The sequence below is a fragment of the Hymenobacter sp. DG01 genome, assembly GCF_006352025.1.
GTDB lineage: Bacteria > Bacteroidota > Bacteroidia > Cytophagales > Hymenobacteraceae > Hymenobacter.
The window spans coordinates 727,670-752,025 of the sequence record NZ_CP040936.1 but is presented as its reverse complement, the minus strand read 5'-3'; the positions used below and the strand labels follow the sequence as shown (position 1 = coordinate 752,025).

The following is a 24,356-nucleotide window of genomic DNA, read 5'->3' as shown; positions in this document are numbered from 1 at the left end:
TTAGCTTAACTGCCTCTTCGCGACGCTGGTACGGGCCAGCGTTCTTTATAAAGCACAGGCCCAGACCAGAGCCCTGTTTTTTTGTAGAGCGCCTCTGTTCCCTGCCGAAATAGGGCTATTCCGCTGCCTTACCCCTATATTTGGGTTTGTTCTCCCTATTGAATTGTATTTCCCGGCATGAAAAAACTTCTTCTCGTTTTTACTCTATTTCTCGCCGCTACTACCCTCTCCCAGGCCCAAACCCCGGTGCAGAAAGTGTACGGTGCCGTGGTTAAGAATAAAGCCGCCGACGTGGACGCCCTGCTCGCGGCCGGCGCCGATGTGAATGCTCCAGTGGAAATGATGCCCGGCTTCCCAACCACCTTCCTGATTATCGCGGCCGGCAACGGACAGCTGGAGGTTGTGAAGACCCTGGTGAAGCACAAGGCCCAGATTGATAAGCCCGACAGCTTCAACGCTACCGCCCTGATGGCCGCTGCGGCCAACGGTAGCCTCGATGTAGTGGAGTTTCTATTGGCAAACGGCGCCAATCCCAAGGCCAAAGACAAGGACGGCAAAGACGTACTGGCCAGTGCTAAGGAGAGCGGCAACGCCGAGGTAGTCAAGCTGATTCAGGCCAAAGCCAAGTAAACCTCTCCTACCCCAGCGAAAGCACAGATGCCCGAAGCTCAATCTCTGAGCTTCGGGCATCTGTGCTTTCGGACCTGAAGACGCAGGCTTGGTAGCGCTTAAGGCGGGGTAGCCGCGCGCTCATTACCTCACCCGTAAGCCCACTGACGGGTAGTAGTGGCCCTTTCATAGATTAAAATGCCATTAAAATATAAGATTGCTTTTTACCCTTCTCTGATTTGGCTTTCGTAGTAGCCCGTGGCTGGCATTGCCTTTCCCTCCGTTGCCGTAGGCCCTACTCCTCAGCCAGGCCACAAGTCTGCGCTTTTTCGTCCGGCACTTTTCAACTATGGAAGAAACCCGCAACAGCATCACCGACATTTGGGGAGCCCGCACCGGCTACCTCGGGCAGTGGCCCACCCGCGTGGACGAGCACGTAGAAGAAACACCCGACCATTGGGTGCAATCGGCGTGTGTGCTGTGCTCCAACGGGTGCGGAATGGACATTGGGGTGAAAGACGGGCGGATTGTGGGCGTGCGGGGCCGGGCCGTGGACCGGGTCAACCACGGCCGCCTTGGGCCGAAAGGGCTGCACGGCTGGGCTGCCAACCACAGCCCTGACCGCCTGACCAAGCCCCTGATCCGGCGCAACGGACAGCTGGAAGACGCTACCTGGGACGAGGCCATGAGCCTGATTGTGCAGCGCTCCAAGGACCTGATTCGGGAGCACACCAGCGGGGCCATTGGCTTCTACACCTCGGGGCAGCTTTTTATTGAGGAATACTACACCCTAGGCGTACTGGGCAAGGCGGGCCCGGGCACCCCGCACATGGATGGCAATACCCGCCTGTGCACAGCCACGGCGGCGGCCGCCCTGAAAATATCCTTCGGCACCGACGGGCAGCCCGGCTCCTATTCCGACCTCGACACCACCGAAGCCGTGCTACTGGTGGGCCACAACATGGCCTCTCAGCAAACCGTGCTCGGGGCCCGTATCCTCGACCGGCTGGCCGGCCCCAACCCGCCCCAGCTGGTAGTCATTGACCCGCGCCGCACCTACACGGCCGAAAAAGCCACGGTGCACCTGGCGCCGCGCGTGGGCACCAATGTGGCAGTGCTCAATGGCCTGCTGAACCTACTGATTCAGGCTGGCCACATCAACCACAAGTTCATCAAGGAGCACACGATAGGTTTTGCCGAGCTGCGCAAAACCGTGGAAAAGTGGACGCCGGAGCGGGTGGAAGCCCTCAGCGGAGTGCCCGCCGAAAAGCTTCTGGCGGCGGCCCTTATCCTGGGCACCAGCAACACCCTGGTTTCCAAGGCTCTGCAGGGCGTGTACCAGTCGATGCAGGCCACGGCGGCGGCGGTGCAGATCAATAACATCCACCTGATTCGGGGGCTGATTGGGTCCAGGGGCAATGCCATTCTGCAGATGAACGGGCAGCCTACCTCCCAGAACACCCGCGAGTGCGGTGCCGATGGCGACCTACCCGGCTTCCTCAACTGGGGCAACTCGGCGCACATTCAGGAGCTGGCCCGCATCTGGAACGTTGACCCCGACATCATCCCGCACTGGTCGCCGCCCACCCACGCCATGCAACTGTGGCACTACTGCGAGCAGGGCTCCATTAAGATGCTGTGGATCAGCGCTACCAACCCGGCCGTGTCGATGCCGGATTTGCCGCGCCTGCGCCAGATTCTGGAAAAGGAAGGCCTGTTTATCATTGTGCAGGATGCTTTTCTGACGGAAACGGCGCAGTACGCCGACGTGGTGCTGCCCACGGCTATCTGGGGGGAGAAAACCGGCACCTTCACCAACACCGACCGCACCGTTCATATTTCACACCAGGCCATTCAGCCGCCCGGCGAGGCCCGCTCCGACTTCGACATCTTCCGCGACTATGCCCAGCGCATGGATTTTCGCGACAAAGATGGCCGTCCCCTCATCAGTTGGACTACCCCCGAAGAAGCCTTCGAAGCCTGGAAAGCCTGCAGCAAAGGCCGCCCCTGCGACTACTCGGGCATGAGCTACGCCAAGCTCAGCGCGGGCTCAGGCATTCAGTGGCCCTGCAACGAAGAGCACCCCGACGGGGCCGAGCACTTGTACCCCAACCACGTCTTCAACACCCAGCCCGACTACTGCGAAACCTACGGCTACGACCTGGAAACCGGCACGGAGCAGCAGGCGGAAGCCTATAAGGCCCAGGACCCTAAGGGCAAGGCCTTCATCAAAGCCGCCGACTACGAGCCGCCCCACGAGGAACCCAGCGAGGCCTACCCCCTGTGGTTTACGACGGGCCGGGTGGTGTACCACTTCCATACCCGCACCAAAACCGGCCGCGCCCGCGCCCTGAATGAGGCAGCGCCCGAGGCATTTGTGCAGTTGGCCGAGGAAGACGCCGCCCGCTACGGCATTGTAGAGGGCGACCTGGTAGAAGTAGCGTCGCGGCGGGGCAAGGCGGTGGCGCCGGCCCGGCTGGGCAGCATCGAGCCTGGGCTGGTGTTCATGCCCTTCCATTATGGTGCCTGGGGTCAGGAAGACGGGCAGCCGCGCCGCGCCGCCAACGAGCTGACCATCAGGGAGTGGGACCCCATCAGCAAGCAGCCCCACTTCAAGTACGCCGCCGTCCGCATCCGAAAAGTGTAACCGCCTACCCCTCCTTCGTCTATGCAACTCGGAAACTACCTGGGCCTGGTGGAAAGCAGCGAAAAGCAGCTGTCGGAAGCCTTCGAGAAAGTAGCCCGCCACCACCGGGCGGAGCCTGATATTGAGCAGATGTGTATTAAGCTGGCGGGCTGGTCGTTGCGCCACGCCGGGCAGATGCAGCCCTACCTGGTGCGGTATTCGGCCGAGGACAGCCCGGAGCCCAACGAAATGCAGAAGATCCTGTTCAGCCAACCCCGCACGGGCAGCCTGGCCCTGGTCCGAGACCTGCACGACCTGTGGCTGCTGGCCAACGAGGTGGAGCTGTGCTGGGAAATCATCGGCAACGCGGCCCTGACCCTGCACGACAAGGAAATGGAGGCCGTCTGCACTGAGTTTCAGGCTGAAACCAAGCGGCAAATTGCCTGGCTGCTGGGCCGGATCAAGCAGTCAGCCCCGCAGGCCTTGGTAGTGGCATAGGAATAGCCGCTACACAATAGGGTTTACTCCTCCGGAGCAGGTAGGAATGCTTCATTAGCAGCAGACTCATCAACTGAATCAACCTGGATTCGTGCGGCATATCGTTCGTTAAACGGGGTGAGGAGTGCGCGAGGTGGTTGCCAGATGGTAGAGCATACCCGCGCAGGTGAGCCCCCACGCCAGCAGCGCCACGTAGATTCCGTAGGCTGGAAATAGGATGCAGGCTAGGCAGCGGGAGTACTTCGGAGAGACGCAACGTAGCGGCTACGTACATGCCCAGCGGAAATACCATCGTCCAATAGGTAGGCGCGTACGTGAAGGCCGGCTTCGTTTTCAGATGGTTCCAGATTCGGAGAACAGCCACCAGCGGAATCCACCAGGTGCTTACAGCCCAGAATAACAGACTACCGCCTTTTACAAACGCCAGCAAATCGAGGGAGACGCGGGCCTGTTGGAGGGTGGTGACCAGGGTAGCACCCGCCAGCACCGTAATGGCACTAGCACCCACACTGATCCAGTAAGCGGCCCCTACCTGTTCCTGGCCCAGCGGCCGGAACGTAAGCCGGTATAGCAGCAGGGTAATTAACACCACATATAAGGTACCGCCTAGCAGAAACAAACTCAGGAGCCCAAAGCCGCTTATCTCGGGAGCTACCGCCCAACTGGCAACCAGTTTACCTCCCAGCACCGCTAAGGCTTCGGTAGCTACTACCAGTAGAAGCAAGCCAGCTGCCGTTGAAGCCTTTTTCCAGGGGTGGCTTTTCTTCGCCCACGCTTACTCCCAGCAAAAAACTGTACACCAGAATCAGCCAGACTACGGCGGCGCCCATCCACAACGCGCTGCCTACCCCCGTTTGCTGCCGCAACTGCACAAACTGATTGCCCAGCAGGCAAGTAGCCGGAACAAGGGTCAGATAGGTAGCGCCTTGGTCGTGGGAAGTCAGCTCAGCTCGTACGGCCTGAAATGCCATTACGACCCGTAGCACCAGCAGTAGCACAAACAGCGGGTATAGCATGAGGTTCACGTAGAAGAACGCTTCTGCTACAGCCTGTAAGTGGAGCCCATCAGCCGCCAGCGAAATAATCCCTGTTGACATGATCAGGGCGAAGTAAGCGACGGGGAACTGCTGGATAGCTTTCTTCATGAGTGGGGGTAGTCAGGAACAGCGACTCACCCACTATACCCTGCCCAGCCCAACGAAGTTAATGTCGAGCCAGGCAGGGCAACACGGCTTACCTATTTAATGAAGACAGTGATTTCCAGTCACTACCTTCTACAAGCACCTAACGCAGTTTTTCCTGGAAGAAGGCCAGCGTGAGGGCCCAGGCTTCGGCGGCGGCCTGCGGATGGTAGCTGGGGCGCTCATCGCAGTGGAAACCGTGGTCGGCGTAGGAAATAACGGTGTTGATGTAGGGCTTGCCGGCGGCCTCCACCGCATCAATTACTTCCGCGATTTTCTCTTTGCTGATGTGCTGGTCCAAGCCACCCCAGAAGAACAAGTGCGGCGCGTGCAAATCCGAAGCGCGGTCTTTCAGCAGGTGAGTACCCCCACCGTAGTAGGATACGCCGGCCGCCAGGGGCAGCACGGCATTGGCCAGAAACGAGAGGCGTCCGCCCAGGCAAAACCCAATGCTGCCAATCTTCTCCGTCACGTTGGGCTGGGCCCGGAGCCAGTCGTAGCAGGCCTGCACGTCGGCGGTTACACCCTCGGGAGTAATGGCGTTGTAGTGGGGCATGGCGCTGGCAAAGTCGGAGTAGGAAATTTCGAGCCCCGGCTCGGCGGTGCGGTGAAACACTTCGGGGGCAATAACCACGTAGCCCACCTGGGCCAGCCGGTCGGCCACGTTGCGGATGTGGCCGTTTACGCCAAAGGCTTCCTGCAGCAGAATAATACCGGGATGTGGCCCCTGCGTAGTCGGGAAGGCGGTGTAGGCGTTGAACTGGGTGTTATCGGAGGCGGTAAGCGAAACGGCGTTAGGGTACATCGGTACGGTTGTGAAGTGGTAGGGTGGTGAGGTGCTAAAGCGGGTAACCGATGGTTTGTTTTATAGCCAAACAGCTTCGCACGATACTGGTCTGTTGCTTGGTCTCCTTATATTTGGGGGTATTATCCAACACCAATTTCCTGCTGCGGTATGCTCAGAGTTTTCCTCACCTTCCTGTTTATCATCAGCCTATCTATTGCAGGCTTCGCCCAGACGAGGTCTAAGGAGCTATTTGCCGCAATCCACGACAACGACGCCCGGAAAGTAGAGCAACTGCTCAACGAGGGGGCCGACGCCAGCGCCATTATGCAAATGGGCCCGGGTGCTCAGTTCAGTGCCCTGACCATGGCTATCAACACCAGTACCTTTCCTATTGTGAAGCTGCTGGTAGAGCACAAGGCCCAGCTCGAATGGAAAGACTGGTTCAAGACGACGGCCCTCATGTATGCCGCCGGCAAAGGCAGCCCGGAGCTGGTGGAACTACTTCTCACCCATGGCGCCGACGTGCGAGCCGACGATGGCCAGGGCAACACGGTGCTGGGGGCCGCTCAGCAAAGCAAGAACCGGAGGGTCATTGCCCTGATTGAGGCCAAACTGAAAGAATAAGCGCAACGACCGTCGTCAAATCGTCAGGGGCCCGCTAACAGCTTGTTGGCGGGTCCCTTGCAGTTTAACGCTGCTCCTGCAACTGCAGCAAACGCACGATGAGGCCGGTCCAGCCGGTTTGGTGGTTGGCCCCGAGGCCGTAGCCGGTGTCGCCGTGGAAGTACTCGTGGAAGAGCAGGTAGTCCTTGAAATGAGGGTCCTTCTGCAACAGCTCATTATCTCCAAAGGCGGGGCGGTGGCCGTGCTCATCCTTGAGTAGAAGCTTGGTCAGGCGGCCGGCCAGGGCAGCAGCTACCTCCTGCAACGTCAGCAACGTGCCCGAGCCGGTGGGGTACTCAATCTGAAACTTGCTATCGTAGTAGAAGTGGTAGCGCTGCAACGACTCGATAATGAGGTAGTTGATGGGAAACCAGATGGGGCCGCGCCAGTTGCTGTTGCCCCCAAACATGCTGCTTTCGGCCTCGCCGGGCACGTAGTGAACCTCAAAGTTTTCCTCCTCGGTACTGAACACGTAGGGGTGCTCCAGGTGGTAGCGCGACATGGCCCGGATGCCGTACTCCGATAGAAACTCGGTTTCATCGAGCATGCGGGTGAGCAACTTCTTAAGACGGGAGCGGCGCAGTAGGCCCAGCAAGTGGCGGGCGCCCTTGCCGGGGTCTTCCCAACGAGCCACCAGCTTGGCCAAGTGGGGCCGGCTGTCCAGCAGCCAGCGGGCCCGCGCTGTAAACTCAGGCATGGCGTCTAGGAGTTGCTGGTCCACTACTTCCACCGCGAACAGCGGAATCAGGCCCACAATGGAGCGCACTTTCAGCTTGATGCGCTCCTCGTCGGGGGTGTGCAGCACGTCGTAATAAAAGCCGTCTTCTTCGTCCCAGAGGTTAAACAGGCCGTCGCCGCCACGGGTCATGGCATCGGCAATGTAGAGGAAGTGCTCGAAGAATTTGCTGGCCATTTCCTGGTACACGGGGTTGGTGCGGGCCAACTCCAGAGCCATGCGCATCATGTTCAGGGCAAACATGGCCATCCAGCTCGTACCATCCGACTGCTCAATGTAGCCGCCGGTGGGCAGCGGAGCCGAGCGGTCGAACACACCAATGTTATCGAGCCCCAGGAAGCCCCCCTCAAAGATGTTCCGCTCGCTCTTGTCCTTGCGGTTTACCCACCAGGTAAAGTTGAGGGCAAGCTTATGAAACACGCTTTCCAGAAACGCCGTGTCGCCTTGGTCGCCGCGCAGCTTTTTGTCCATTTTGTACACGCGCCAGGTGGCCCAGGCGTGCACGGGCGGGTTCACGTCGGAGAAATTCCACTCGTAGGCCGGCAGTTGGCCGTTGGGGTGCATGTACCAGTCTTTGGTGAGCAGGCGCAGCTGGCTTTTAGCAAACTCGGCATCCAGGATAGCCAGCGGAATGCAGTGAAAAGCCAGGTCCCAGGCCGCGTACCAGGGGTACTCCCACTTATCGGGCATGGAAATGATGTCCTGGTTTTGCAGGTGGGCCCACTGCCGGTTGCGGCCTTTGCAGCGCTCGGGCGGAGGCGTTGCCACGGCCGGGTCGCCTTCTATCCACTGGGTTACATCATAATAATAGAACTGCTTGCTCCAGAGCATGCCGGCAAAGGCCTGGCGCTGCACATTGCGGGCATCGGGGTCGGGCGGCAGGTTTTCCTGGAGGCAGTCGTAGAACTCGTCGGCGTCGCGCCGGCGGGCCGCGAAGATGTGGTCAAAGTCCAGAAAGGGCTCGGGGCAGGCCGGCTGCCGCAGCCGCAGCCGCACCACCTGCGACTGGCCCGGCTGCAGAGTGAGGTAGTACTGGGCGGCCATTTTAGTGCCTTGCTGCTCAGCATTAATGGCGTCCACCTTGCCATCGATGATATAGTCGTTGATGCCATCCTTGAAGTGCAGACCATCGGCGGGCAGGTTGTAAAGCCGGGCTCCGTTGGTTTCGTTTTCGCAGAAGAGCAGCTGAGGGGTTTGGTCGCAGTAGAGGTGGTAGGCACCCAAGGCCGGGTGCTCGGCCAGGGCAGTGCCGGGCTCCAGTTCGCGCACCATGGGGCGGGTATCGTCGTAGCCCCAGCTCCAAGTGTTGCGAAACCAAAGCTGGGGTAGCACCTGCACCGAAGCGCGCTTGGGCCCACGGTTGTGCACCGTTATCTGAATCAGGATGTCATCGGGGCCGGCCTTGGCGTACTCCATAAACACATCGAAGTAGCGGCCCTTGCTGAAGATGCCCGTGTCGAGCAGCTCGTACTCGGGCTGCTCGCGGGTGCGGCGGGCGTTTTCCTTGACCAGCTTCCGGTACGGAAACGCCCGCTGCGGATACTTATACAGCATCTTCATGTAGGAGTGCGTGGGCGTGCTGTCGAGGTAGTAGTACAGCTCCTTCACGTCCTCGCCGTGGTTGCCCTGCCCGTTGGTAAGGCCAAACAGGCGCTCCTTCAGGATTTCATCTTTCCCGTTCCAGAGGGCTACAGCAAAGCATAGCTGTTGCTTATCATCGGAGATGCCACCCAAACCTTCCTCGCCCCAGCGGTAGGCCTTGCTGCGAGCCATATCGTGGGTGATGTAGTCCCAGGCGTTGCCTTCGGCCGAGTAATCTTCGCGCACGGTACCCCACTGGCGCTCGGTGAGGTAGGGGCCAAATTTTTTCCAGGGGGCGGTGTGTGTATTCGTTTCTGCGAGGCGTAGTTGTTCCTGCGTCATAGAGTAGTAGCTCGGGGCTCCTGAGTTCCAGAAGTAACATGGTGGCGAGTACCCGCCGGAGCGTGGCGCCCAGGCCGACAACCGGCCCTGGAGCCGCGCCTGCGGGTGAATTTGTCTCGCCGAGTGAGCTTTGCCCTACTCTATTTTAACTGGGATGGTTGCTACGGAGGAGGTAGCCTTAGGAACTTGACCTGATTTGGTCCCATTCCTCTTCACAGCTTTCCTTTGCTAAGCTTAACCAGCCTTCAGTATCTTTTTAGGGGTAGTAATACTGCTGCAACTCCGCCTTTGCCCTACCCTACTTTGCCGCCTCAATCTCGGCTATAGCCTGAGCTACCAGCGTGGCCGCCTGCCCGGCGTTCGGGCGGGTAGCCTGCTGCTGCCGAATCTTCTGGAGCAGCTCGGTGAGGGGTTTTGCAACGCCGTAGGGCTTGAATTGTACTCCCATATCCTTGATGCGGGTAATACCCTGGGTGAGGGCCGTCGGGTCGTCGAGGCGACCGAGCATGGCTCCAAAGCCAGACATCATATTGAAGCGGTTGTTGGGGTCGGCGGCATCAAACTTGGCCAGCACTGAGGGCCACTGCGCCGGGCCGCCCACCTGACCATATACCTGCACCTGCGCTACCGTCAGGGCGCCTTTGTTATCGGCCTCGAAAGTGGTGGCGCGGGCCAGGGCCTGTGCGGGCTGCAAGGCGGCCAGCCCCTGCAAGGCCGCCCCCTGCACCTGGTACGATTGGCTGTTCAGGGCTTTGGTAAATAGCTTTGTGTAGCGTTTCTGCTTCAGGTTACCCAGAGCCGACAAGGCCGCAGCCTGCACCTGCACCGACGGGTCAGTGGTGGCGAGGCGAGCCAGGATAGGGGCAGCAGCTTTGCGAAGCGTGTCGTTTTTGAGGTTGAGCTGCTCAATGGCTAGCCCACGCAACACATCCGACTTATCCTGCAGGCCCATAACGAGAATTTTCTGGGCCAGAGGGTCGGAAAGCTGACTCTGAGCAGCCACCAGGGCTTCGCGCCGGTCTAGGAAGGTAGCCGCGTGACGGTACTGGTAGGCAAACTCAGCCAGGGGCTTGTTGTCCTGCTTCTGCCAGACTAAGGTTTTCTGCGCATCCACATTCACCAGCTCCGGGCGGCTAGCGGCCGGAAAGTACAGCGTATCGACGGCGTGGCGCAGGGTAGCGGGGTAGCGCCGGGCGCGCCCGTTGGTGTACACATCTACCTGAAGCGGCAGCACGAAGGGCGCTCCGGGCTGGGTTTGGCGCACTACCACCGCCTGGCGCTGGCGGGCAGCATCCCACTGATAGTCAATCGTGACAATGGGGTGACCAGCGCGGTAGTACCATTGGTTGAAAAACCAGTTCAAATCCTGGCCCGAAGCTTCCTCCAGCGCCAGCCGCAGCTGCTGGGCTTCGCCGGTCCCGAAGGCGTTGCGGGTTAGGTATGTTCTCAGCCCCGCAAAAAACACGTCTTCGCCCAGGTAAGAGCGGAGCATGTTCAGGATGCTACCCCCTTTCTGGTAGCTAACCCCATCAAACATATCCTCCTTATCGGCATACTGAAAGCGCACCAAGGGCTTCTCGTAGTTGCCGGGGCCGCGCAGGTAAGTGCGCAGACTGCGGTGGGCCTGAGCCGCGCCCGCGTCGGGGCCGTACTCGTGCTCGGCCCAGAGTACCTCCGAGAAGTTGGCAAACGACTCATTCACGGTCAGGTTGCTCCAGCTTTCGGCCGTCACCAGGTCACCAAACCACTGATGGAACAGCTCGTGAGCAATTTCGCGCTCCACCAGGGCATACTCCCAATCCAGCTGCTCGCGGGCCGTACCTTGCGCATGCTCCCCGAACAGGGAAGCCGTGGTGTTTTCCATGGCGCCGGCCACGTACTCGCGGCCGACTACCTGGGCGTATTTACTCCACGGAAAATCCACGCCAAGGCGCTGGGAAAAGAACTCCAGCATACGCGGCGTTTTGCCAAAAATGGCGCGGGCCTGGGCCGCGTACTGGGGTTCGAGGTAGTAGCTGACTTCTTTACCCCGCCAGGTATCCCTGGTAATCCGGAAGTCGCCGACGGCCAGCATGAACAGGTAAGGCGCGTGGGGCTGGTCCATTTTCCAGGTGTCGCGGCGCATGCCGGGGCCAGCGGCTTCCTGGCTCGTCAGCAGCCCGTTGCTGAGCGTAACGTACTTAGCGGGCACCGTCAGGCTTATCTCGGAGGTTGATTTCTGGTTGGGCCTATCAATGGTAGGAAACCAGGCTGAGCTACCCTCCGTTTCGCCCTGGGTCCAGATCTGAACCGGCTTGCCTGCCACGGCACTATCGGGGTTTATAAAGTACAGGCCTTTGGCCCCGGTAATGGCGGCGCTGCCTTTCACCTGCAGCTCATCAGGCTTGGCAGTGTACTCAATGTAAACCGTGTATTCCTCGCCTACTGGCACCATGTGCCCCAGCTGCACCGCCAGCTGCCAGCCGTTGTATTGGTACTTCAGAGGCTGCGGCGTATTGCCTTTCAGTAAGGCTACCGATTTGATATCCATGCCCTTGGCATCGAGCCGCAGGGAGTCGGTGGGGTAGCCGTGGGGCTTCATGGTCAGCCATGCTTTACCGTAGGCGTAGCGCTTGGCGTAGTCGAAGCGCAGGTCCAGCCGGGTGTGTACCAGGGCATTGACTTTGCGCTCCTCGGCGCGGTAAGTCGTAGCGGTGGCTGCTTGCGGGGTGGGTTGCTGGGCCACCGCGGCCACGGCCGATAACAGGCCAGCAAGTACTAAGGACAGATTTCGCATCGGGCACAAGGTATAGAGACTTGCGCCGATAGATGGGGGTAGGGCGAACAAGGTTGCCTTCGGAACCGAAACAGAGGCCGACCCAGAGGCCAGCACTCCCTTATCCCGCTCTTCATGAGTTGATTAAGAAACTAAATACTACCCCTTACCCGACCACGAACGTGCGCATGCTCATGCCCCCAAAACTCACTTCCTCGTAGGCGTGACGGATGTTGTCGTCGGGCTCGGCCAGGGCCAGGCTGTAGAGCATCGGAATGTAGTGGTCGGGGGTGGGCACCGAGAGCGGGCCGCTGGCCCCGGCCTGCTGGTAGTGGGCCAGGGTGTGCAGGTCGCGCTGGTTTATTTTGGCTTTAGCCCACTCATCAAACTCCTGCGCCCAGGCGTAGGGCGTGGCATCATCGGTCATCAGCTTGGGCATACTCTGGCGCAGGTTGTGCACGATGTTGCCGCTGCCCAGAATCAGGACGCCGCGGCGGCGCAGAAACTGCAGCTGCCGTGAAAGCTCGGCGTGGTAGGTAATGGGCTTGTAGTAGTCGATGCTAAGCTGGAACACCGGAATATCGGCCTCCGGGAAGATGTGGTGCAGTACCGTCCAGGTGCCGTGGTCGAGGCCCCACTCGTCGGTGGGGTGGGCATCGGGCAGGGCCTGTAGCACCTCGCGGGCCACGTCGGGGGCGCCGGGCGCGGGGTACTGCATATCGAACAGCTCCTGCGGGAAGCCGCCGAAGTCGTGGATGGTTTCGGGCCGCTCGTTCACGGCCACAAAGGTGCCGCGCGTGAGCCAGTGCGCCGACACCACCAGCACCGCCCGCGGGGGCTGCAGGTTGCGAATATCGTGGCCTAGCTGGCGCAGGGTTTGGGTGAAGGGGTTATCGGCCAGCGCGTTCATGGGCGAGCCGTGACCCACGAAGAGCACCGGCATCTTAGCCGTTTTCTGAAAGGAACTGGCGGTTTTATGAAGGTCTTGCAGGGAGTTCATAGCGGTAGCGAGGGGTAGCACAGCCAGGGCTTTAAGGAAGTCTTTGCGGTGCATGGGGTTGGTAATAGTTACCTAACAAAAGTACCCCGGCGGCGGTAGCGGGACCTTGATATAGGATAAGAAATAGAGGGGAAGCAGAGAGTAAAGCTATATTGCGGTTCATGCTTCTTAAAGGGTGTCATCACCTCTACATATAGCTCCAATGGCAATTATTAAAGTGCTAGCAGGCCATGAGTTCTATCTATACATGAATGGCCGCCTCATCTACAAGAAGTGGCTGAATCAAGGCTATTCCAAAGTATTCGATGTAATGGCTTATGATAAATTCACCTTGACAAGCATTACAGATAAAGGCGTTACGAATAGATATAGTACTAACCAGCACGACAGTTAATATTTTCCTACTCCAGTATGCAACTCAAACTAGCCCGCCTGGAAGACATAGACGGGGTGCTGGCCCTGCACCGGAAATACCAGCTGGCCACCATTGCCGAGGAGGATAAGGCCGATGGCTTCGTGACTACCGCCTTCACCCGCGAACAGCTTACGCAACTGATTGAGCAGGAACAGGGCCTGTCCATTGCCCTGCACGAGGGGCAGGTGGTGGCGTACGTCATGGCGGCAAGCTGGCAGTTTTGGTCGGTGTGGCCGATTTTCGCCTTTATGATAGAGCAGCTGCCCACGCTGACCTACGCCGGCCGGCCGCTCAGCACCGCAAATTCCTACCAGTACGGCCCCGTCTGTGTGGACAAGGCCTACCGAGGCAGCGGCCTGCTGGGGCGGATTTTCGATTTCTCGCGGGCGCAAATGGCCTCGCGCTACCCAGTGCTGGTCACGTTTATCAACCGCATCAACGGCCGCTCCTACGCGGCGCACACCCGCAAGCTGGGGCTGGAGGTTATCCGCGAGTTTGAGTTCAACGGCAACCAGTATTACGAGCTGGCCGGCGAAACCCTGTAGCCCGGACTTTAGTCCGGAACACCCGCAATACCCGGAACACCCGGAACATTCCGCCTCGGGGCCGGACTAAAGTCCGGGCTACACTTGCCGAACTTTCGGCAACTTGCCGGCTCCTAACCCACCTGTCCCGCCCAAGCCTTCATGTCCCGCATCCTACCCACCATCGTGGGGGCGCAGTTTTTCTGCACCTCGCTGTGGTTTGCCGGCAACGCCGTAGCCCCGGATATAGCCGCTCAGCTCCATCAGCCACCGGGTTTTGTGGCCACGCTCACCAGCGCCGTGCAGCTGGGCTTCATCACCGGCACGCTCACCTTCGCCCTGCTGGCCCTCGCCGACCGATTTTCGCCCTCGCGGGTGTTTTGCATCAGTGCCCTGCTGGCGGCGGCCTGCAACCTGGGCGTTAGCCTCGGCGGTATCGGGGCCCCGGAGCTGCTGGCCCTGCGGTTCCTGACGGGCTTTTTCCTGGCGGGCATCTACCCGGTGGGCATGAAAATAGCCGCCGACTACTTCGAGGCCGGATTGGGCAAGTCACTGGGGTTTCTGGTGGGGGCGCTGGTGCTGGGCACGGCGTTTCCGCACCTGCTCAAGGCCGCCACCGCCCAGCTGCCGTGGCAGTACGTGACGGTGGCTACCTCGGGGTTGGCGGTGCTGGGCGGGGTAGCGCTGGTGCTGCTCGTGCCCGACGGGCCCTACCGCCGCGCGGGGCAGCAGCTGCGGCTCACGGCGTTTCTGGCGGGGTTTCGGGAGCCGGCGTTTCGGGCGGCGGCGTTTGGCTACTTCGGGCACATGTGGGAGCTGTACACGTTCTGGGCCTTCGTGCCAGTGCTGCTGGTGGCCTATAACCAGTTGCATCCCGGCGCGGTGCTGCCGGTGCCGCTGCTCTCGTTCCTGATTATCGGGGTGGGTAGCCTGGCCTGCATGGGCAGCGGGCTGCTCTCGCAGCGGCTGGGGCCGCGCCCGGTAGCCACGGCGGCGCTAGGCCTATCGGGGGTATGCTGCGTGGTGTCGCCGTGGGTGCTGGGCGGCGGCTCGGTGGCGGGGCTGCTGGGGTTTCTGTTTTTCTGGGGGGTAGTGGTGGTGGCCGATTCGCCGCTGTTTTCCACGCTGGTGGCCCAGAATGCGCCGGCTGCCTCACGGGGCACTTCCCTCACCATCGTCAACTGCCTGGGGTTTGCCCTCACCATTGCCAGCATTCAGCTCACCAACTGGCTAGGCCACTTCCTGCCCCCGCCATATCTGCTGCTGCCGCTGGCCGTGGGACCGGCGCTGGGGCTTTGGGGGTTGCGGCGGGGTAGCAAACCGGGCGTACTCGCGTAAAAGACCAATAAGCTGTACCTTGAATTTGCTATGGACATTAAGACGCTGATTACTGTTAATGAAGACATTCAGGGCGGGCAGCCGGTGTTTGCCGGTACCCGCGTGCCTGTGGAGTCGTTATTCGACCATCTGGAAGCTGGCGTTTCGCTGTCCGAATTCTTGGACGATTTCCCCACGGTAAGCCGGGAGCAAGCCGTAGCCGTTTTAGAAGTAGCCAACAAGCTGCTGACTTCCCGTAACGTAGCCCACTGGTATGCGGCTGTTGCTTGATGAAAACCTGCCTAAGCGGTTGAAGGCAGACTTCCCCGAGCACGAGGTGTACACCGTCCGCGATAAAGGATGGGCCGGAATTAAAAATGGAGAACTATTGAAACGCATGCTGGCCGAAGGCTTCGATGCTCTGCTCACATTTGACAAGAATCTGCAGCACCAACAGAATTTCGAGAAGTACACACTTACAGTCTTCGTGCTGTCGGCATCTATCAACCAGTACAGCGTGCTGACGGCTCTTTCGGGCCAAGTCAAGCAGTTGTTGTCCTCTCCCACCTTACCAACCGGTCCGATTGTGATAAAAGCGGATTAATCACTACCATCACTCCGAAAGCTCATTCTCACACGAAATTTATAGCCGTAAATCACAACATGGCCCTTAATCTTGAAACCACTCAATTTTTGCTAAGTCAGATTGCAAGAGCGAACTATCATACTTTTCATAGTGCGGTTAGCCAAATGATAGATTACTTAAAAAGTGAAATTAAAGACAATCCTGTGTATGACACATATGAAGAGGAAGCAAAATCTTGGAGGAATTGGCCTGTTTCTGAAGGCATAAGTTTTTATGGAGGTAGCTGGAGCTTACCTACGAAATTAGAACAGGCCAAACATTTAGCCTATAGTATGTACAATAGAATCGCTCATAACGATGAAAATTGGATTAATAATTTTGCATTTGAGTTATTCATGGATAAATCACTATCCGCAAATTCATTAAAGCTTAACCAGACATTTTTAGGGTATTTTGAGAAAGCAGTAGAAGACATTATCAACGCAAATCCTGAAATAGAAGAAAAGCCAAAAAAATCAAAAAACGATACTGTATTTATAATACACGGGCATGACAATGAGTTAAAGATGAGTATCCAGCTGTTATTAAACAGAGCTGGAGTTAATAGCATTGTACTGCACGAGCAGGCTGATAAAGGGCGAACTATTATTGACAAATTGGTAGAGGAAACTGAGGTAGCTGGCTATGCTATTGCGCTTTTAACACCTGACGACTTGACAACTACGGGTAATAATAGAGCAAGACAAAATGTTATTATGGAGATTGGCTACTTTCTAGGAAAGTTAGGAAAGTCTAGATTGAGAATGATTGTTAAGGGAGATGTAGAAATCCCAAGTGATTTACAAGGCATCCTTTATGAAAAGTATGATTCAGCAGGTGCTTGGAAAGTCAAGCTGATGAAGGAGATGCAAGCAGTTGGCATTTACGTTGATATTCAGGCTGCTATAACAGGTTTTTAATAAAAAGCACCCCACCAAAAAGCCCCGGCGCCTTATGGCACCGGGGCTTTTCTATAGAGTAGCAAGCCGGACTACAGCAGCTTGTCCAAGTAAATAGGTAGGTCGCGGACGCGCTTGCCGGTGGCGTGGTACACGGCGTTGGTGATGGCGGCGGCTACGCCCAGCAGGCCGATTTCGCCTACCCCCTTCACCCCCAGCGGGTTTACTACGTCGTCTTCCTCCTCCACGAACAGCACCTCGATGTCGTTGATATCGGCCTGCACGGGGATGTGGTACTCCGAGTAGTTGTGGTTCATGTAGCGCCCAAACTGGTGGTCCATGACGGTTTCCTCCATCAGGGCCATGCTGATGCCCCAGACAATGGAGCCCAGCACCTGCGAGCGGGCGGTTTTGGGGTTGAGGATGCGGCCGGCGGCCACGGCGTTGAGCACGCGCGTAACGTGCACGGTGCCAAACTCCTCATCTACCTCCACCTCCACAAACACAGCGTTGTGCGAGTGCATGGAGTGGGTGGCCTGCTTGAGCAGGTTGGGCGTAGCCGAGCTATCCGTTTCCAGCTTGGTTTCGCCGCTGGCCTGCAGCACGTCGCGGATAACCACAGCGTTGTCGGGGTCTTGGCGCAGCCGAATCTGGCCGTTCACGAACTCTACTTCGTCCGGGCTGGCGCCTTTCAGAGGCGAGCCTTCCATCTTCTGGGCCAGCTTGAGCAGCTTCTCGCCAATGGCTTCGCAGACGCTCTTCACGGCCGAGCCAACGGAGGCGGCCGTCCAGGAACCACCCTGCACGGGGGCTTCGGGCAAGTCGGTATCACCGAGCTTGAAGGTTACGGCTTCAATGGGCAGCCCCAGCGTGTCGGCCGCAATCTGGGTCATGATGGTGTAAGTGCCCGTTCCGATGTCGGTGGTGGCGCTGGAAACCAGCAGTTTGCCGTCGGCGGTGAGGGTAGCCTTAGCGGCGGCTTTCTTCTGGGTAGCATCCCACACGCCGCCAGCCATGCCATAGCCCACCAGGCGGTTGCCCTTGCGCATGGAGCGGGGCTGGGGGTTGCGCTGGTCCCACCCGAATTTGGCCGCGCCCTGGTGGTAGCAGTCGCGCAGGCGCTTGCTGGAGAAGGGCTTGCCGGCGTTCTGGTCTTCCTCGGCGTAGTTACGGATGCGGAAGTCGATGGGGTCAAGGCCGGCGGCGGCGGCCATTTCGTCCATGGCTACTTCTAGGGCGAAGGAACCGGTAGCAGCGCCCGGCGCACGCATGTCCTGGGGCGTAAATACATCCAGCTTGGCCAGCTGGTAGCCCAGCTTCACGTTTTCGCACTGGTAGAGCATGCCGCTCCAGTTCACCACGTTTTCGGTGTACTCCTCAAACTGCGAGGTTTCGTGGAGGGCGTGGTGCTGAATGGCAGCCAGGGTGCCATCGGGGTTGGTGCCCAGCTTCACGTATTGCAGGGTGTGGGGGCGGTGGCCGAAGCTGAACATCTGCTGGCGCGTGAGCGTGACGCGCACCGAGCGTTTCAGCTCCAGGGACGCCAGCACAGCCAGAAACACCGAGTACTGCGGCCGCAGGCCCGAGCCGAAGCCGCCGCCCATGTACTGGTTGATTACCCGACAGTCGTCTTTGCTCAGTCCGAAGATTTTGGTGAGGTAGTTCTGCACATTTACTACCCCCTGGGTCTTGTCATACACCGTCAGCTTCTTATCGCCGCGCCACTCCACCGTGGCCCCGTACATTTCCATGGGGTTGTGATGCTGAGCGCCGTGCACGTACTCGTGCTCGATGTGGTGCTCGGCCTCTTCCCAGGCTTTGTCGGGGTTGCCGCGGGGCGGGGGCGGCGGCATCCAGCCCGATTTGCCACGGCCTGGCTCGAAACCTTCGTCGCGCTTGGCTTCGATGTCGGTTTCGTGGGCTTCTTCCTCGTAGTCGATGCGCAGCACCGAGGAGGCGTAGCGGGCCAGTTCCAGCGTTTCGGCCACTACTAAGGCAATGGGCTGCTGGTTGAACTGGATTTTGTCTTCGTGCAGGGGCCGGAAGGGCGAGCCGCCGGGGGCCACGTCGTCCTTGTATTTGCGGTCGAACCAAGCCAGGCTGGGCACATTTTCGTGCGAAAACACCTCCAGCACGCCCGGAATGGCTAGCACTTCGTCAGAATGTACTTTGGTAATGCGGCCCTTGGCAATGGGGCTGCTCACCACCCAGCCGTACGCCATGTTAGGCACATGGAACTCGGCGGCGTAGGTAGCGGCGCCCGTTACCTTGGCCGGGCCGTCAACCCGACTCGTGGGCTTGCCGATATAGTTGGTCGTGCTCATGGATTCGAGTTTAAAAAGACGTCGGATGCGTGCTGGCTGCCTTCGGCGGCTTGCTTGAGGGCGCGCACAATGGCGCGGCGGGCCAGCTCAATCTTGAAGTTATTGGAGCCGTAGCCCTGGGCGCTTTCCACCACTTTGGCGGCGGCACGGGCAAAGGTTTCGGGGGTAGCGGGCTGGCCTTTCAGCAGGTTTTCGGCCTCCTGGTCGCGCCAGGGCTTGTGGGCCACGCCGCCCAGGGCCAGGCGGGCATCCGTGATGGTGTCGCCGTCCAACTCCAAAGCCGCCGCCACCGATACCAGGGCGAAGGCATAGGAGTTTCGGTCGCGGAGCTTGAGGTAGCTGAAGTTCTTCTCGAAGCCTTTGGCCGGCAAATCGAGGCCGGTAATCAACTCACCGGGCTTCAGGTTGTTGTCGCGCTCCGGGGTGTTGCCGGGCAGGCGGTGGAAATCCTCAAACGGAATGGTCCGCTCGCCGCTGGGCCCGCTCACGCGCACTGTGGCGGCTAGAGCGGCCAGGGCAACGCACATATCCGAAGGGTGGGTGGCAATGCACTGCTCACTGGTGCCCAGAATGGCATGAATGCGGTTGAAGCCCCCAATGGCACTGCAGCCCGAGCCGGGCTCCCGCTTGTTGCAGGGCGTGGCTGTGTCGTAGAAGTAGTAGCAGCGGGTGCGCTGCATGAGGTTGCCGCCGTTGGTGGCCATGTTCCGCAGCTGCGGCGAAGCGCCGGCCAGAATGGCCTGGTTCAGCAGCGGGTAGCGGCGCTTTACTTCCTCGTTCCAGGCCGTGTCGGCGTTGGTAGCCAGGGCGCCCAGGCGCAGGCCGCCCTCGGGGGTAGGCTCAATAGAGGTCAGTGGCAGCTTGTTCAGTCCCACGAGGTGGGTAGGGCGCGCCACATTTTCCTTCATCAGGTCGAGGATGTTGGTGCCGCCCCCGATGTAGGCCGCGCCTTCGTGGCTGGCGTTGTCGCGCACGGCGTCCTCGACGGCCGTAGCGCTGGAGTAAGTGAATGGGTTCATGGTCTCGGGTGATGAGGTGATAAAGCAGATTGTGAGGCAGTTGAAAGAGCGCAGCTGCTACTGGCTTGACAGCCGCTTACTTCATCACCTTTTACCTCTTCACCTCATTACTTTTCGCATCCACCACTTCCTTCACCGCATTCAGAATGCCGGCGTAGGCACCGCAGCGGCACAGGTTGCCGCTCATGTGCTCCTTAATCTCCTCCTCGGTGTGGGCCCGGCCTTCATTGATGAGGCCCTGGGCCGAGCAGATTTGGCCCGGCGTGCAATAGCCGCACTGGAAAGCGTCGTGGTCGATGAAGGCCTGCTGCAAAGGGTGCAGGTTTTCCTGGCTGCCCAGGCCTTCAATGGTCGTGATGTCGTGGTCTTCGTGCATCACGGCCAGAGAGAGACAGCTATTGATGCGTTTGCCGTTGACCAGCACCGTGCAGGCCCCACACTGGCCATGGTCGCAGCCTTTTTTGGTGCCCGTGAGGTATACGTATTCGCGCAGGGCGTCGAGCAGGGTTGTCCAGGGCGCAATCTGCAGCGTGTGCTGCTGGCCGTTGATGGTGAGGCGCACCGTGCCCGTAGGCGGCGGGGCAGCCACCCCACCCGCTTGGGCCGCGGAGGTTGAGGACTGTTGTATCATGAGAGAAAGAATAGTTAGGTGAGAGTGCGAGCGGAAAGCAGCTATCTGGCCTACCGCGCCCAGGGGGCGCGAACCGGACAGTGAGTTTCCTTTACGCCGGATTTCAGCCCCACGTTATTCTTTTGCTCGTATTTCCTCTCTTAAAAATCCTATATATACAAAAGCCCGACAGTGAAAGACTAATTTTCAGGCAGTTAATTGGTTATGCATACAAATTCTAAATATTCACCTACTATCTCTTCCCCAGGTCTATACCTCTGACATTCCCTACGTTATATAGTATGGAACATAACGAAATACATCTGTTAACTCCACCCAAGCGCGCTGCTTAACGGGCCTTGTGTAGCACTTGTGAGCTACCCATTCCTGGCCAATTCGCCTCGAATGCGGCTTAAGGACTCGGGCGTGATGCCGAGGTAGGCGGCAATGTGGCGCTGGGGTAGCCGCCGGGCCAGCGTAGGATAGAGCTGCAGGAACTCCTGGTAGCGCACCTCCGCCGGGGCGCTGAGTACGCCAATCAATCGGCGCTGCAGCGCCACTAGGCTGTTTTGCAGCAACTGATAAAAGAACATCTGGAACTCTGGCCCGAAGGCTTGCAGCCGGGCGTAGAACTCGGCCCCAAACACCAACACCTCGGAGTCTTCCAGAGCGTCGATAGAGAACAGGGCTGGCTGTTGCCGCGCCAGGCTGTGCTGGTCGGAAATCCACCAGTTTTCAGGCGCGAATTGCAGGATGTGCTCCTTCTGGCGCTCGTCGGTCACGAAGCTGCGCAGGCAGCCCCGCACCACAAAGGCCCCATAACGTCCTACCTCCCCCTGGTGCACCAATACCTCGTGCCGGGCCAAGTGGCGCGGCGTGAGCAGCCCAGCCAGCTCCGCAAATTGAGCTTCGGAAAGCGGGAGCTTATCGGAGAGGTAGGCACGCAGAGCGTCGAGCATAATCAATCAAGGAATTAGCCGTAAAGCAACAAGAATCTGGTAGTATTGCGTCAAATCTATACTACCTCCTATTCTATTACTGGTATGCGCAATCCGCTCCATTTTCTTCACTTCGTTCTGGTTTGGCTCCTGCTACTCGGGGGTTCTCACCTTACCTACGCTACTACCTGGAATGAACCCTGGCACGACCAGGTAGTAAGGAAAGCGGATTATTTCGTGCTGGCTACTGTCGCGGCGGCTGACGAGAGCAGCACCACTCTTACTGTACTTGCTACCCTCGGAACGACGGGCAGCCCACTCACTGGCGCCGTTAAGCTCACCGATTTCTATTCGCTTGATTTGTGCAGCACTTCGGGTGGGCACGGACCAGAGTTTCACCTCAGTCCCCAGGATACTGCTTACTTTTTCCTAAAGAAAAATCAGGCTGGTACTTATAGTCTGGCTACTCCAACCACTGGCTTTGCTTTGGTGAAAGGGCAGCGTGTTTCTGCTACTTACCGCCATAGTTATCATCAAGCCTTGCTCGAGCGACCAGCATACGAGCTAACCATGACGGCTATTTTTCAGCATTACCATCAGCAGCCATATGCAGCCGAGGCAGTGCGCACTTTTATTGGGCAGCAGCTAGCTCAAAAGCCCGCTGCGCTGAACCAGGAAGAACTACCCACCTTTTTTAGGCAGCACGCCGCCCTGGAAACTATCTATCACCTGGGTCTGACTGATTACTACACGGCTACCCTACCCTTCCTGCGCGATAACCAAAACTTCCACTCCCAAATATCCGCTGCGCGGGCACTCACGGCTGTTAACACCCCGGAAGCAGATCAGCAGCTACTCGCCCTGCTGTCAGATGCCAAGACGCCAGATTTCCCCAAAGTAATTGCTATTTGGACTCTGGGTGCCCATCAGCCTAAAGCATTGAAGGCAAACCTGCAAAAGTTGACCAGTAAAGCGTCCGAGGATAGAGCAGGTTTCGGGGGCAATCTGATGGACCCGAGAATCTGCACTCATCTGCCCACACTAAAAGCGGCTCTAACTGATTTAATCGCTAGCCTGTAAAAAGCGGGGCTTCGCCCATTAACTAAGGCTGAGCGGCTTTGGGCAGGTGCCCGATGCTGAATAGACTTTCGCCCTTGCTGATGGGCGGTGTGGCCATCATATACAGCACTACCCCATTCACGGGGGCCAGTACATCGGCGGAGTGATTGCCGAACAAATCAGTGATGTAGCCTAGCTGGCGGCCCTTGTAAATGAACTCGCCGGCTTTCACCAGCGGGAAGAAAAAGCCAGTGTGCGTGCTGTTGACGGTGGTACGCTGGGTAATCAGGGCGGGCGGAATGCTGACTGCCGGTTGGCTTTCCGTCATTTGCAGGTGGCCCAGCAGTCGTTGTAGGGCTTGTTTGATCTGGGCAATGTGCTCCGGCTCGGGCAGACCGAAGCGGCCGCACTCAATATCTATGGCCGGAATGCCGCGCTTGATGGCTTCGCGGGAACAATACACCGAGGCTTGATCTTTCAGGCTGGGCTCGTTGCCAAACTGAATGACGTAGGGAAAGCCCAGGACGGAGGCCATGTGGCAGCCTTTTTCTGATAACTCGGGGGTATCGAAGTAGTTGTAGTAGCCAGCGTAGGGCCGCAGGTCGTCGAGGGCGTCGCCGGCGTGCACGTCGATGACGTGGGTGCAGCGCCCTATCACATCGTTGCCCAGGCGGTAGGCCAGTCGCTCGGTGATAGTGCCGTCGGGTTTGCCGGGAAATACACGGTTGAGGTTCTTGTTGTCCTGGGGGTTTACCTGAATGCGGCGACCTAGGAAGCTGGGCACGTTAGCCACATGCACCAACAGCACGGTACCACGCAGCTGCTCCGGGTCTATTTCCTTGCTTAGCTGCTGGGCCGCCATAATGGGCGGGTACTCGTAGCCGTGCACCCCGGCAATAATGCCCAGCACCGGCCCAGGCCGGCGGCCATGAAACACCGTAACGGGCACTACGGTACTGTCGCGGCCATCGGTTATGTGGAGTAGGGTAGCCAGCTTACGCCCCGCCGGCACCGACTGACCGTTGAAAACAAAGGGCTTGGGTGCGGCAGTTAGCTGGAAGGCAGAAAGCAAAAGAGTAGAAAGCAGCAGAAAAACGCGGTTCAGCATACGCAAAAGAAGAAGTGATAGAAATCAGAAAAAGAGCTGGAACTAGCTAAAGGGCTGGCAGGAGTAAGTAGAAGGCTACCCCCCTTTCTGCGGGCAAGGCGACCATAGTTGAGTTTTTATATATTCACCCCCTATTCGCTAGTAGCCTTTATGACCAAATTTCTGTTGCCGCTTTGTGCCCTGGTGGGCTTGTTCACGGCTTGCCAAACCCAACCCAACGAAAAACCGGCTACCCCTTCAGCTCCCGCAACAGGCGCAGCCCAGACGCCCGCTCAACCTACAGCGTCCGAGGCTGCCGCTGATGATGTAGCCGGCGCCCGGCAATGGCTGATGACCAGCGTGGAAGACTACTATCACTCGGGCAGCCCCGGAGCCGATGCCAAAGCCGATACCGATACTACCGCTGGTATTTATACCCGGCGCTACAAAGCCTACAAACTCGAATCCATCAACCTGGAATTCGCGGAGGACCAAGACAAGGCCGTGGCAGATTTCGAGAAGAAATGGGCGGGCCAGTACAATACCAAGTACGTGGGCACGGGGGGCTTCCTGTTCACCGCTCAGGATTACGGCAACCTGAAGGTCACGCGCTGCACGTTCAAAGAGCGCACCAAGGACAATGGGTACCTCTTCAATGTCACCATTCGGGACCTGACCTACAAGACGGATAATCAGGGCGACATCAAAGTGCTCCGCACGGCCCAGGGCTATAAAATTGACGACGTGCTGGAATACTAGCC

General features: G+C 58.7%; 22 protein-coding genes. 11 read left to right on the top strand and 11 right to left on the bottom strand.

Annotated elements, in window-relative coordinates:
* Nucleotides 1–177: 177 nt before the first annotated feature.
* The 3 genes from FGZ14_RS03160 to FGZ14_RS03150 all read left to right on the top strand — a co-directional run bounded on the left by FGZ14_RS03160 (nt 178) and on the right by FGZ14_RS03150 (nt 3,733).
* The gene (locus FGZ14_RS03160; RefSeq protein WP_139921132.1) at nt 178–630 is read left to right on the top strand and encodes an ankyrin repeat domain-containing protein; all 453 of its coding nucleotides are present in this window, start codon (nt 178–180) and stop codon (nt 628–630) included.
* 328 nt (nt 631–958) lie between these two features.
* Nucleotides 959–3,256, top strand: coding sequence for a molybdopterin oxidoreductase family protein (locus FGZ14_RS03155; RefSeq protein ID WP_139921130.1), 2,298 nt, complete (start codon nt 959–961; stop codon nt 3,254–3,256).
* 21 nt (nt 3,257–3,277) lie between these two features.
* Nucleotides 3,278–3,733, top strand: a complete 456-nt coding sequence (locus FGZ14_RS03150) for a molybdopterin oxidoreductase (protein WP_139921128.1) — start codon at nt 3,278–3,280, stop codon at nt 3,731–3,733.
* Here the strand turns inward: FGZ14_RS03150 and FGZ14_RS03145 are convergent.
* From FGZ14_RS03145 to FGZ14_RS03135, 3 genes are all read right to left on the bottom strand, one after another.
* Nucleotides 3,696–4,457, bottom strand: coding sequence for a tellurite resistance/C4-dicarboxylate transporter family protein (locus FGZ14_RS03145; RefSeq protein ID WP_139921126.1), 762 nt, complete (start codon nt 4,455–4,457; stop codon nt 3,696–3,698). The two genes, FGZ14_RS03150 and FGZ14_RS03145, sit on opposite strands and share 38 nt — an antisense overlap.
* Complete coding sequence (locus tag FGZ14_RS03140; protein ID WP_139921124.1) at nt 4,408–4,878, bottom strand: hypothetical protein; 471 nt, start codon at nt 4,876–4,878, stop codon at nt 4,408–4,410. The genes FGZ14_RS03145 and FGZ14_RS03140 overlap by 50 nt, the downstream gene beginning before the upstream one ends.
* Nucleotides 4,879–5,017: 139 nt before the next feature.
* Complete coding sequence (locus FGZ14_RS03135; protein ID WP_139921122.1) at nt 5,018–5,719, bottom strand: dienelactone hydrolase family protein; 702 nt, start codon at nt 5,717–5,719, stop codon at nt 5,018–5,020.
* A gap of 150 nt (nt 5,720–5,869) precedes the next feature.
* Between FGZ14_RS03135 and FGZ14_RS03130 the strand changes: the two genes are divergently transcribed.
* Entirely contained in the window at nt 5,870–6,325 is a 456-nt protein-coding gene (locus tag FGZ14_RS03130; RefSeq protein ID WP_139921120.1) for an ankyrin repeat domain-containing protein, read from the top strand.
* A 64-nt stretch (nt 6,326–6,389) separates the two neighbouring features.
* On the opposite strand, the gene FGZ14_RS03125 is transcribed toward FGZ14_RS03130, so the two are convergent.
* From FGZ14_RS03125 to ygiD, 3 genes are all read right to left on the bottom strand, one after another.
* Nucleotides 6,390–9,023, bottom strand: a complete 2,634-nt coding sequence (locus FGZ14_RS03125) for a glucosidase (protein ID WP_139921119.1) — start codon at nt 9,021–9,023, stop codon at nt 6,390–6,392.
* A 298-nt stretch (nt 9,024–9,321) separates the two neighbouring features.
* Nucleotides 9,322–11,799: a M1 family metallopeptidase gene (locus FGZ14_RS03120; RefSeq protein ID WP_139921117.1), complete on the bottom strand. Its 2,478-nt coding sequence runs from the start codon at nt 11,797–11,799 to the stop codon at nt 9,322–9,324.
* Between the two features lie 145 nt (nt 11,800–11,944).
* Nucleotides 11,945–12,832, bottom strand: coding sequence for a 4,5-DOPA dioxygenase extradiol (ygiD, locus tag FGZ14_RS03115; protein WP_139921115.1), 888 nt, complete (start codon nt 12,830–12,832; stop codon nt 11,945–11,947).
* A 357-nt stretch (nt 12,833–13,189) separates the two neighbouring features.
* Between ygiD and FGZ14_RS03105 the strand changes: the two genes are divergently transcribed.
* The 5 genes from FGZ14_RS03105 (at nt 13,190) to FGZ14_RS03085 (ending at nt 16,579) form a co-directional block, all read left to right on the top strand.
* On the top strand, nt 13,190–13,738 hold the full coding sequence (locus FGZ14_RS03105; RefSeq protein ID WP_139921111.1) for a GNAT family N-acetyltransferase: 549 nt from the start codon (nt 13,190–13,192) through the stop codon (nt 13,736–13,738).
* A gap of 141 nt (nt 13,739–13,879) precedes the next feature.
* On the top strand, nt 13,880–15,055 hold the full coding sequence (locus tag FGZ14_RS03100) for a nitrate/nitrite transporter (protein WP_139921109.1): 1,176 nt from the start codon (nt 13,880–13,882) through the stop codon (nt 15,053–15,055).
* Nucleotides 15,056–15,085: 30 nt separating this feature from the next.
* Nucleotides 15,086–15,325 carry a DUF433 domain-containing protein gene (locus FGZ14_RS03095; protein WP_139921107.1) on the top strand — a complete coding sequence of 80 codons (240 nt, stop codon included), beginning with the start codon at nt 15,086–15,088 and terminating at the stop codon, nt 15,323–15,325.
* Nucleotides 15,309–15,638, top strand: coding sequence for a DUF5615 family PIN-like protein (locus FGZ14_RS03090; protein ID WP_139921105.1), 330 nt, complete (start codon nt 15,309–15,311; stop codon nt 15,636–15,638). The genes FGZ14_RS03095 and FGZ14_RS03090 overlap by 17 nt, the downstream gene beginning before the upstream one ends.
* A 59-nt stretch (nt 15,639–15,697) precedes the next feature.
* Nucleotides 15,698–16,579 (top strand): TIR domain-containing protein, encoded by an 882-nt coding sequence (locus tag FGZ14_RS03085; protein ID WP_139921103.1) that lies wholly within the window; start codon nt 15,698–15,700, stop codon nt 16,577–16,579.
* 71 nt (nt 16,580–16,650) lie between these two features.
* Here FGZ14_RS03085 and FGZ14_RS03080 read toward each other — a convergent pair whose 3' ends face one another.
* From FGZ14_RS03080 to FGZ14_RS03065, 4 genes are all read right to left on the bottom strand, one after another.
* Complete coding sequence (locus FGZ14_RS03080) at nt 16,651–18,882, bottom strand: xanthine dehydrogenase family protein molybdopterin-binding subunit (RefSeq protein ID WP_139921101.1); 2,232 nt, start codon at nt 18,880–18,882, stop codon at nt 16,651–16,653.
* Nucleotides 18,879–19,901, bottom strand: a complete 1,023-nt coding sequence (locus FGZ14_RS03075; protein ID WP_139921099.1) for a xanthine dehydrogenase family protein subunit M — start codon at nt 19,899–19,901, stop codon at nt 18,879–18,881. The genes FGZ14_RS03080 and FGZ14_RS03075 overlap by 4 nt, the downstream gene beginning before the upstream one ends.
* A gap of 91 nt (nt 19,902–19,992) precedes the next feature.
* Nucleotides 19,993–20,532 (bottom strand): (2Fe-2S)-binding protein, encoded by a 540-nt coding sequence (locus tag FGZ14_RS03070; protein WP_139921097.1) that lies wholly within the window; start codon nt 20,530–20,532, stop codon nt 19,993–19,995.
* A gap of 356 nt (nt 20,533–20,888) precedes the next feature.
* Nucleotides 20,889–21,470 carry a Crp/Fnr family transcriptional regulator gene (locus FGZ14_RS03065; protein WP_257883329.1) on the bottom strand — a complete coding sequence of 194 codons (582 nt, stop codon included), beginning with the start codon at nt 21,468–21,470 and terminating at the stop codon, nt 20,889–20,891.
* 84 nt (nt 21,471–21,554) lie between these two features.
* On the opposite strand from FGZ14_RS03065, the gene FGZ14_RS03060 reads away from it, so the two are divergent.
* Nucleotides 21,555–22,529: a hypothetical protein gene (locus tag FGZ14_RS03060; protein WP_139921095.1), complete on the top strand. Its 975-nt coding sequence runs from the start codon at nt 21,555–21,557 to the stop codon at nt 22,527–22,529.
* Nucleotides 22,530–22,551: 22 nt separating this feature from the next.
* On the opposite strand, the gene FGZ14_RS03055 is transcribed toward FGZ14_RS03060, so the two are convergent.
* On the bottom strand, nt 22,552–23,616 hold the full coding sequence (locus FGZ14_RS03055; protein WP_139921093.1) for a succinylglutamate desuccinylase/aspartoacylase family protein: 1,065 nt from the start codon (nt 23,614–23,616) through the stop codon (nt 22,552–22,554).
* A 150-nt stretch (nt 23,617–23,766) separates the two neighbouring features.
* On the opposite strand from FGZ14_RS03055, the gene FGZ14_RS03050 reads away from it, so the two are divergent.
* Nucleotides 23,767–24,354 carry a hypothetical protein gene (locus tag FGZ14_RS03050; protein ID WP_139921091.1) on the top strand — a complete coding sequence of 196 codons (588 nt, stop codon included), beginning with the start codon at nt 23,767–23,769 and terminating at the stop codon, nt 24,352–24,354.
* The last annotated feature ends 2 nt before the right edge of the window (nt 24,355–24,356 follow it).

What these genes read in the sequence shown, in the direction of transcription:
- FGZ14_RS03125 (WP_139921119.1), bottom strand. Translation starts at nt 9,023, where the DNA reads ATGACGCAGGAACAACTACGCCTCGCAGAAACGAATACACACACCGCC.
- FGZ14_RS03085 (WP_139921103.1), top strand. Translation starts at nt 15,698, where the DNA reads ATGGCCCTTAATCTTGAAACCACTCAATTTTTGCTAAGTCAGATTGCA.
- FGZ14_RS03060 (WP_139921095.1), top strand. Translation starts at nt 21,555, where the DNA reads ATGCGCAATCCGCTCCATTTTCTTCACTTCGTTCTGGTTTGGCTCCTG.
- FGZ14_RS03160 (WP_139921132.1), top strand. Translation starts at nt 178, where the DNA reads ATGAAAAAACTTCTTCTCGTTTTTACTCTATTTCTCGCCGCTACTACC.
- FGZ14_RS03050 (WP_139921091.1), top strand. Translation starts at nt 23,767, where the DNA reads ATGACCAAATTTCTGTTGCCGCTTTGTGCCCTGGTGGGCTTGTTCACG.
- FGZ14_RS03105 (WP_139921111.1), top strand. Translation starts at nt 13,190, where the DNA reads ATGCAACTCAAACTAGCCCGCCTGGAAGACATAGACGGGGTGCTGGCC.
- FGZ14_RS03150 (WP_139921128.1), top strand. Translation starts at nt 3,278, where the DNA reads ATGCAACTCGGAAACTACCTGGGCCTGGTGGAAAGCAGCGAAAAGCAG.
- ygiD (WP_139921115.1), bottom strand. Translation starts at nt 12,832, where the DNA reads ATGCACCGCAAAGACTTCCTTAAAGCCCTGGCTGTGCTACCCCTCGCT.
- FGZ14_RS03135 (WP_139921122.1), bottom strand. Translation starts at nt 5,719, where the DNA reads ATGTACCCTAACGCCGTTTCGCTTACCGCCTCCGATAACACCCAGTTC.
- FGZ14_RS03095 (WP_139921107.1), top strand. Translation starts at nt 15,086, where the DNA reads ATGGACATTAAGACGCTGATTACTGTTAATGAAGACATTCAGGGCGGG.
- FGZ14_RS03100 (WP_139921109.1), top strand. Translation starts at nt 13,880, where the DNA reads ATGTCCCGCATCCTACCCACCATCGTGGGGGCGCAGTTTTTCTGCACC.
- FGZ14_RS03080 (WP_139921101.1), bottom strand. Translation starts at nt 18,882, where the DNA reads ATGAGCACGACCAACTATATCGGCAAGCCCACGAGTCGGGTTGACGGC.
- FGZ14_RS03120 (WP_139921117.1), bottom strand. Translation starts at nt 11,799, where the DNA reads ATGCGAAATCTGTCCTTAGTACTTGCTGGCCTGTTATCGGCCGTGGCC.
- FGZ14_RS03090 (WP_139921105.1), top strand. Translation starts at nt 15,309, where the DNA reads ATGCGGCTGTTGCTTGATGAAAACCTGCCTAAGCGGTTGAAGGCAGAC.
- FGZ14_RS03055 (WP_139921093.1), bottom strand. Translation starts at nt 23,616, where the DNA reads ATGCTGAACCGCGTTTTTCTGCTGCTTTCTACTCTTTTGCTTTCTGCC.
- FGZ14_RS03075 (WP_139921099.1), bottom strand. Translation starts at nt 19,901, where the DNA reads ATGAACCCATTCACTTACTCCAGCGCTACGGCCGTCGAGGACGCCGTG.
- FGZ14_RS03130 (WP_139921120.1), top strand. Translation starts at nt 5,870, where the DNA reads ATGCTCAGAGTTTTCCTCACCTTCCTGTTTATCATCAGCCTATCTATT.
- FGZ14_RS03070 (WP_139921097.1), bottom strand. Translation starts at nt 20,532, where the DNA reads ATGATACAACAGTCCTCAACCTCCGCGGCCCAAGCGGGTGGGGTGGCT.
- FGZ14_RS03155 (WP_139921130.1), top strand. Translation starts at nt 959, where the DNA reads ATGGAAGAAACCCGCAACAGCATCACCGACATTTGGGGAGCCCGCACC.
- FGZ14_RS03140 (WP_139921124.1), bottom strand. Translation starts at nt 4,878, where the DNA reads ATGAAGAAAGCTATCCAGCAGTTCCCCGTCGCTTACTTCGCCCTGATC.
- FGZ14_RS03065 (WP_257883329.1), bottom strand. Translation starts at nt 21,470, where the DNA reads ATGCTCGACGCTCTGCGTGCCTACCTCTCCGATAAGCTCCCGCTTTCC.